The sequence below is a fragment of the Streptomyces sp. TRM49041 genome (genome assembly GCF_008271805.1).
In the GTDB taxonomy this organism is placed as follows: Bacteria; Actinomycetota; Actinomycetes; order Streptomycetales; family Streptomycetaceae; genus Streptomyces.
Map to the genome: position 1 here is coordinate 1 of NZ_VSRY01000035.1, position 8,229 is coordinate 8,229.

Sequence of the window (8,229 nt, forward strand, 5' to 3'; positions counted from 1 at the left end):
CCCGCGGCACCCGTCGCCGCGGCCGCCGCCCCTGCCCCGGCCGCGCCCGCCGCGCCTCCGGCGACGACGCCCGCCGCCTTCAGGGAGAACCCCGCGGCGAACCAGCCGATGACGGCGACCGGCAGGAGCGCCGGGATACCGGCGTTGACCTGTGCCAGTTCGCCCGCCGCCAGGCGGCACTTCACACACTCCTCCAGGTGCTTGCGCAGCCCCCGTTCGGCCCGCACGCGCAGTCCGCCGCGGGCGTACGCGCCCAGCCGGTCGGCGTACCGGGCGCAGTCGCCGCCCGCTGTGAGGGCCTGGCTCACATGCGCCTGCAGGTACGCCTGCTTCAGCCCCTCCCGCGCGCGGCTGGCCAGCACCGCCGTGGCGTTGGCGGTCAGCCCGAACAGTGGTGCGACCTCGCTCGGTGACTCCTCCTCGACGGTCGTGTGCCACAGCACCGCCTGCCAACGCTCCGGCAGCGACCGGAACGCCTTCAGGGCCAGCGACTGCTCCGCCTCGTACATGGCTCGTACATCCGCGCCCAGGTCGACGGTGTCCCCGTCGGCCAGGTCGGAGGCCCGCGCCGCCTGGGCGGCGAACACCCCGAAGTCCTCGACGAGCCGCTCGCGCTTGGCGGTCCTAGTCCAGGCCGCGGCGACGTGCCGGACGGTCGTCAGCAGGTACGCCCGGACGGCCTGCTCGGGGCCGGCGCCCCGGCGCACCGCCTGCAGGGTCCGTGCGAACACCTCGGCGGTCAGGTCGTCCGCGGTGTGCCGGTCCGGGCAGCAGGTGCGCGCGTACCGCCGTACCGCCGTCGAGTGCCGCCGGAACAGCTCCTCGTACGCAGTGTCGTCGCCGCCCCGCATCCGCTGGACGAGTTCGGCGTCGGCCGGTGGGAGCTCCAGGGGTGGCGGCAGCATCGAGTCCGTGGAGGTCAGGCCGCGGTCGTGGTCGCCGTCGCGTTGGGGCGGGACACCGGTGTCGTCGCGCCGGGGCGCCTGCCGGCCGATCCTGCGACCAGCCCTCCGGCCGCCCTGGCTGGGGACCCGTCGGGGGGATCGGCCACCGGTCGCCCCCGGGACGTCGTCGCCGCCGCCCAGCGGCTCGTCGCGACCGTCAAAGTCCACCGCGACCGCCCCCGCCCCACTGCTCACACCGGAACACCAAGCAAGCGTGCCACAGAGGTTGGCGCGGCCCGTCGCCGCGGCCCGTCCACCACTCATCCGGGGAGATCTTCCGAACGGAGGCTACTGCGGGCCCCTGTTCGGAGTAGTCATCGGTCACGTCGACATGCCCGTCACGCAGGTCACAGCAGGTCACGGAAGTCAGGCAGGTCACGCCGGTCGCGAGCGGAGTCCTTCCAACAGGATCTCCAGCAGCCGCGCGGAAGCGGCGCTCTGCTGGACCGCGTCCGGCAGGGACGGCGCCGCCGTGGCGATGACCAGCAGCACGTCCGCCACCGTCACGTCACGCCGCAGCTCGCCGGCTTCCCGGGCCCGGCTCACCAGCTGGCCCACGACGCCGAGGAGCTCCGAGACACCGGAGTCGTCGAGCTCGGCGGCAGAAGCCGTACGCGGCGTCACCACCCGGAGCCCGGGCTGCGGGGCCGGGCCCCGCTGGTGCGGCACGCGTGTGTCGCCCGGCGCCGCCGGCTCGGGTATCTCCTCCACGTCCACGCCCACCCGCAGCACCTGCGGAGGCAGCAGCCGGCCGGCGCCCGACGCGACGGACGTCCGCAGGAAGCGGGAGAGCGCCGACCAGGGCTCGTCCTCCTGCCCCAGGGCCGCCCGCGCCTGCTCGGTGAGCCGGGCCGTCTCCTCCTCGGCTATCCGGCGGACCAGCACGTCCTTGCTCGGAAACCGCCGGTAGACCGTGCCGACCCCGACCCGGGCCCGGCGGGCCACGTCTTCCATCGGCGCCCCGTAGCCGAGCTCGCCGAAGACCTCGCGCGCGGCGCGCAGAACATGTTCGAGATTGCGCTGGGCGTCCACGCGCAGCGGTGCGGGCCGTGCGACCCCGGCCATCCCGGCGGGCAGGCCGCCGGTCCCGCCCACTCCGGCGACCCCGCCGACGGTGTGCGCGGTCCGTGCCTGCCCATGCGAATCCTGAGTGTGCATGCGTTCCCCCGGTTATTCGATGTCTCCCCCCGGAGACTCCCCGCCCTGACATCCGGGGCACCGACCGACAACGCTCAGGTCATGCGCCACGACCCGACACCCCGACGAGATACGAACATAGTTGAGACGGAGTCAATTCAGAAGGGGCAGTTCCGTCCGGTGCGCCCCCCGATCGGAGCAAGGCCCGGAAGACTCCCGTTTCCGCTCCCCTTCGCCACCCCTCATCTGCCATCTGACCTGCGGATCTGCTCCCTCCGTCGGGGTAGGCGCCACCCCGTGCCTCCCCACTCCGCCGGTCACACAATTCGTCGAGCCTGTGGACAAACACCGGCGCCCGTTGCGTCATGGGATGGTGACGGCTGCAATCTCGCGGGGATCCTCCGCCGAATCCCCGACCCGTGTGCGTGTTCTCGTCGTCGGTGGCGGCTACGTCGGCATGTACACCGCCCTGCACCTCCAGCGGCAGCTCAAGGCCGAGCTGAGGAGCGGCGCGGTCGAGATCGTGGTGGTCACGCCTGACCCATACATGACGTATCAGCCGTTCCTCCCGGAGGCGGCCGCCGGGAACATCTCGCCCCGCCATGTCGTGGTGCCGCTGCGCCGCGTCCTCGGCCGGTGCAAGATCGTCATCGGTGAGGTCAAGGCCGTCGACCACGCCAAACGCACCGCGACCGTCGCGACGCTCGCGACCGAGGAGGAGGCCGCCGGGCCGATCGAGGTGGACTACGACGAGCTGGTCCTCGCGCCCGGCTCGGTCTCGCGCACCCTGCCCGTGCCGGGTCTCGCCGAGCACGGCATCGGGTTCAAGACGGTCGAGGAGGCCATCGGGCTGCGCAACCATGTCATCGAGCAGATGGACATCGCGTCCTCCACCCGGGATCCGGCCATCCGGGACGCCGCCCTCACCTTCGTCTTCGTCGGCGGGGGATTCGCCGGTGTGGAGGCACTCGGCGAGCTGGAGGACATGGCGCGTTACACGGCGCGGTACTACCACAACATCAAGCCGGCGGACCTGAAGTGGGTGCTGGTCGAGGCGAGCGACCGGATTCTGCCCGAGGTGGGCGAGGAGATGGGTCGCTACACGGTGCGGGAGCTGCGCGCGCGGAACATCGACGTGCGTCTGGAGACCCGGCTGGAGTCGTGCGTGGACCGGGTGGCGGTGCTCAGCGACGGCACGCGTTTCCCGACCCGTACGGTCGTGTGGACGGCCGGTGTGAAACCCGCGCCGCTCCTCGCCGCGACCGGTCTGCCGCTGAACGGCCGCGGCCGCCTCAAGTGCACCGCCCGCCTCACCGTGGAGGGTGTCGAACACGCGTGGGCGGCCGGTGACGCGGCGGCGGTGCCGGACGTGACGGCGTCCGAGCCCGGCAGGGAGTGCGCGCCCAACGCGCAGCACGCCGTGCGCCAGGCGAAGGTCCTCGCGGACAACCTGGTGGCGTCGCTGCACGGGAAGCCGCCGCAGGAGTACGCGCACAAGTACGCGGGTTCCGTCGCCTCGCTGGGCCTCCACAAGGGCGTCGCGCACATCTACGGCCGCAAACTCAAGGGCTACACGGCGTGGTTCATGCACCGCACGTACCATCTCAGCCGCATCCCCACTTTCAACCGCAAGGCGCGCGTGATGGCCGAGTGGACGCTGGCCGGGCTGTTCAAGCGGGAGATCGTGTCCCTCGGTTCGCTGGAGCATCCGCGCGCGGAGTTCGAACTCGCCGCTGGCCCTCCGCCGCCCCCGCCGGACAACGACGTCACCGCGGACTCGTCGCCCGACGCCCATGACACCGGCAGCACAAGGGACACAAGGGACAGCAAGGACAAAGGGGGCACGGGAGACGTCAAGAACACCGGCCCCGCCACCGATTGACGCCCTTTGTCAGTGTGTTCGGTCACACTGGACGTGTGACCATAGGTGGGCTCACACCTGCACAGAGTGACTCAGCACGGCAACGACACCACGAGGCATAGAGATCCGTGAACTTCACGCGTTGGAGCGCCCGCTTCCCCGGTACGCAGCGCCGCGCCGCCGCGCGCAGGACCGACCATGGGGGCTCGCCGGCGCAGCGGGGCGAAGGCTCCGTGCCGGCCGCGCGGGGTGAGTACGGGCAGCAGCCGGGCCCCCGCCCCGACGGCGGCGCGGCGACCGCGCCCGGAGCGCCCACCGGGTCGCCCGCACCGGAAGCCTGCCCCACGCCACCCGCCCTGGAGGACTTCTCCGTACGGGAGATCCTCGGCCACCTCCCCGGCCTCGTCGCCCTCACCTACGGTGCCGACCACCGCATCGCATATGTGAACGACGCCTATGCGGCCACGTTCGGCCACCGTCTCGCGGGCAGCGTGGTCGCCGACACCTGCCCCGAGCTGGCGGACCTGGGCCTCGTCCCGCTCATGGACCAGGTCCTGCGCAGCGGCAAGCCGCGCACGGTCAAGTCCCGCCGTACGCACGGCGGCGGCTCGTACACGGTCACGTGCCTGCCCGTCGACGTACCGGGCCACCACGCCCGGCCCGACCAGAAGGGCGGCGGAGTCCTTGTGCACGCCGCCGACGTCACCGACCACGCCGAGGCGGCCGAGCGGCTCCGCGCCAGCGAGCGCCGCCACCGAGAGACCGCCGTCACCCTGCAGAGGTCCCTCCTCCCACAGGAGCTGGAGCAGCCCGACGACCTGCGCGTCGCGGCCACGTACCAGCCGGGCGGCAGGGACGCGGCGGTCGGCGGCGACTGGTACGACGTGATCACGCTGGGCGCCGGACGTACGGCCCTCGTCATCGGCGACGTCATGGGCCGGGGTGTGCGCGCGGCCGCCGTCATGGGGCAACTCCGCACCGCTGTCCGGGCCTACGCGCGCCTGGACCTGCCGCCCCACGAGGTGCTGCAGCTTCTCGACGGCCTGGCCGCCGAGATCGACGCCAGCCAGATCGCCACCTGCGTGTACGCGGTCCACGACCCGAACGAGGGCTGTCTCGTGTACGCGTCCGCCGGGCATCTGCCGATCCTCGTCCGGGACGAGGACGGTTCGATCCGCCGCGCCGACGACCCGACGGGCCCGCCGCTGGGCACGGGCGGCTGGCTCCACACGTCCGGGAAGATCGCTCTGCCGCCCGGTTCCACCGCCGTCCTGTACACGGACGGCCTGGTCGAGCGGCGCGGCGAGGACATCGACGAGGGCGTCGCGTCCCTGGAGCGCGCCCTCGCCGGGGCAACGGGCACTCCGCAGGTCGTCTGCGACCGCCTGCTCCGCTCCCTGGGGGTGACCGCGGAGCACGACGACGACGTCGCGGTCCTCGTCCTCCAGCACCCGTCCCGTACGGGTTCGGACGCCGAGCTGTTCCACAACGCGGCGCTGGACCTGCTGGGCGGTGTGGAGGCGGCGCCACGCGCGCGTGCCTTCGCGTCCGGGGTGCTGTCCAGCTGGCGGTTCCCGGTGGAGCTGCGCGATCTGGGCGTCCTGGCGACGAGCGAGCTGGTGGCGAACTCCCTCCAGCACGGCACACCGCCGATGCGGCTGCGCCTCCGCCGTACCGACCGGCGACTGATCATCGAGGTGACGGACGGTGACGACCATCTGCCGCGCCGGCGCCGTGCCGAAACGGAGGACGAGGCGGGCCGCGGCATCTCGATCATCGCCACGATCGCCTCGTCCTGGGGCAGCCGCCGCACCCCGGGAGGCGGCAAGGCCGTCTGGTGCGAGTTCGCCCTCCCGGGCTAGTCCGTCCCGGTCGGACCGCAGGTCACACGGCCGGTTCGACGGCCGGTTCGACGGTCGGCTCGTCGGCCCGCTCCTCGGGCGCGTGCCGGGCGACGACCCGGGACCGCGCGGCGGCGTACGGATGGTCCTGCGCGGTCGTGAGCCCCCGCCCCAGCCGAAGGGCCAGCACGCTGATGCCAAGCGAGAACAGCACGAACGTCACGATGTACGGACCGTGCAGCGCGGCCCCCATAGGCCCGCCCACCGCGGGCCCGACGGCCAGCGCCAGCTGCTTGACGAGCGCGAACGCCGAGTTGTACTGCCCGACCATCGACTCCGGGGCGAGGTCCGCGACCAGCGGCGCCACAGTCGGCGACAGCATCGCCTCGCCGAGCCCGAAGAGCCCGTACGTGGTGATGAACGCCGCCGTCGCCATGGCCTGGCTGCCGTGCCCGAGCCCCGCGTACCCGGCGACAATCCATGCCACGGCCCAGATGAGGCCCACGCTCGCGATCACCCGCGTGCGCCGTCGCCGCTCCACGAACCGCAGCACCAGGAACTGCGCCAGAACGATCACGGCCGTGTTGGCGGCCAGGGCGATCCCGAGCGTCAACGGCTCGATCCCGGCGGCCTCCGTCCCGTACGCGGCGAGACCCGACTCGAACTGGCCGTAGCAGGCGAAGAAGAGCACGAAGCCCAGCACGCACAGCTGCACCATCGCACGGTGCCCGAGCAGGGCCCGCAGCCCGCCCGTGGCCTTGGCGCCCGCATGTCCGGGCCGGGCGTCGGCGATGGCCGGGGTGCGCGGCATGCGCACGGTGGCGGCGACGGTGGCGAGGACGACGAACATGGCCGCCTCGATCGAGAACAGCAGCAGGAAACTGCCGGGACGGCTCTCGTCGACCAGCTGGCCGCCGATGAGCCCGCCGATGCCGAGGCCGAGGTTCTGCAGGAAGAACTGCAGGGCGAACGCGCGGGTACGCGTCTCGGGCGCCGAGCACCAGACGATCATGGTGGCCAGGGCGGGCTGCATCACGGCCGTACCGGCCCCGAGCAGCGCGGCAGCCCCGACGACGGCCGGCACGCTTCCGGCGGCGCCCATGGCGAGCGCCCCGACCGCGGCGATCAGCGCGGAGCCCACCAGCACGGGGAGCGGTCCGCGCCGGTCGATGGTCCTGCCGGTGACGGGCAGGACGGCGAGAGCGGCCATGGCGAAGACGGCCAGCACGGCCCCGGCCGCGGTGGCGCCCAGGTCCCGCACCTGAGCCACATACACATAGAGATACGGAACGGTGAACCCGAGCCCGAACGCGCTCAGCGCGTTGCCCGCCTGGATCCGGCGCATCGCTGCGCCCTTCGCCTTGGTCACACTCACCCACTTCGAACTCGTAGGACTGAAGCCTGAAGACTTCAATACTAAACTTAGATGCTTAACTGTACACATCGAAGGACTTCGAAGCCAACCAGAGCCGTGGGATACTCCTCCGCATGCCCGAATCCCAGGAGCGGAGCGTCGAACCGAGCCTCGACGAGCAGATCGCCGCCTATCAGCGCGAATACCGCGAACTCGATCCGCAGGTCGAGCAGGTGGTGTCGGCCCTGGGCCGGCTGAACCGCCGGATGAACGTGGCGTACGGACGCCAGGTCGCCGAGCTCGGCATCAGCAACGCCGAGTGGGAGGTGCTGAAGACCCTCGTTCTGTCCGGCGCCCCGTACCGGATGGGTCCGAGCGACCTCGCCAAGCGCCTCGGCCTCACCCCGGCCGCGATGACCCACCGCATCGACCGGATGGCCGGCGAGGGCCTGGTGACACGCGACCGCGACGAGACCAACCGGGTTCGCGTGATCGTGGAGCTCACGGACGAGGGCCGCGCGAAGTGGCTGGAGGCCATGCGCATGGCCACGACGTTCGAGGAGGACCTGCTCCAGGACCTGTCGAGCGATGAGCGCGGGGTCCTCGGAGAGCTGCTGATCCGCCTCCTCCGCCGCGTCGAGGACGCCCAGCCGGACGCGGGCGGCAGGCTCACGGACCTGGACTGACGGACCCGGGTCGCCGGGGGTTGACACGGCCCCGGGGGGTCCGTAAAGTTCTTCGGGTTGTCACGGGACCGGAACGGTTCTGCGGCAGCCACTCAGCCGCTCAAGCGGCAACCCAAACCAAGCAAGATCTCCTCACGGGGTGGATTTCGGCATGCCGTAATTCATTCCAGCGGCTCGATTATGAGCGGCCGGGGAAATCAGCTAGAGTTTGAAACGTCGGAACGGCCCAAGGGCCCGGAAGACAACCCCCTCTGACTGGGGATCAGAGCCGAAAGGATCTGATAGAGTCGGAACCGCCGGAAAGGGAAACGCGAAAGCGGAGAACAGCCCGGCAGCCCGCTCCAGCGGGTGGCAGAAACGGAAAACGGATCTGCTAAGCTGGAAACACGAAAGACCGAAGGGAAGC

Annotated in this window: 6 protein-coding genes; 3 read left to right on the top strand and 3 right to left on the bottom strand. The window is 71.7% G+C overall.

Translation table 11 applies throughout. The features are described from left to right. Both FVS66_RS01695 and FVS66_RS01700 read right to left on the bottom strand, forming a co-directional pair. Positions 1-905 (bottom strand): sigma-70 family RNA polymerase sigma factor (locus FVS66_RS01695; RefSeq protein ID WP_262386747.1); only part of this gene is annotated, 905 nt, incomplete at its 3' end. A gap of 414 nt (positions 906-1,319) precedes the next feature. Continuing rightward, on the bottom strand, positions 1,320-2,102 hold the full coding sequence (locus FVS66_RS01700; protein WP_149179151.1) for a TetR/AcrR family transcriptional regulator: 783 nt from the start codon (positions 2,100-2,102) through the stop codon (positions 1,320-1,322). A gap of 349 nt (positions 2,103-2,451) precedes the next feature. Between FVS66_RS01700 and FVS66_RS01705 the strand changes: the two genes are divergently transcribed. Both FVS66_RS01705 and FVS66_RS01710 read left to right on the top strand, forming a co-directional pair. Further along, positions 2,452-3,963, top strand: a complete 1,512-nt coding sequence (locus FVS66_RS01705; protein ID WP_149179152.1) for an NAD(P)/FAD-dependent oxidoreductase — start codon at positions 2,452-2,454, stop codon at positions 3,961-3,963. A 107-nt stretch (positions 3,964-4,070) separates the two neighbouring features. After that, positions 4,071-5,804: a SpoIIE family protein phosphatase gene (locus tag FVS66_RS01710; RefSeq protein WP_149179153.1), complete on the top strand. Its 1,734-nt coding sequence runs from the start codon at positions 4,071-4,073 to the stop codon at positions 5,802-5,804. 22 nt (positions 5,805-5,826) lie between these two features. On the opposite strand, the gene FVS66_RS01715 is transcribed toward FVS66_RS01710, so the two are convergent. After that, complete coding sequence (locus FVS66_RS01715) at positions 5,827-7,128, bottom strand: MFS transporter (protein WP_187645343.1); 1,302 nt, start codon at positions 7,126-7,128, stop codon at positions 5,827-5,829. A gap of 143 nt (positions 7,129-7,271) precedes the next feature. Here FVS66_RS01715 and FVS66_RS01720 point away from each other — a divergent pair, with 143 nt between their 5' ends. Beyond that, positions 7,272-7,823, top strand: a complete 552-nt coding sequence (locus FVS66_RS01720) for a MarR family transcriptional regulator (RefSeq protein WP_149179155.1) — start codon at positions 7,272-7,274, stop codon at positions 7,821-7,823. The last annotated feature ends 406 nt before the right edge of the window (positions 7,824-8,229 follow it).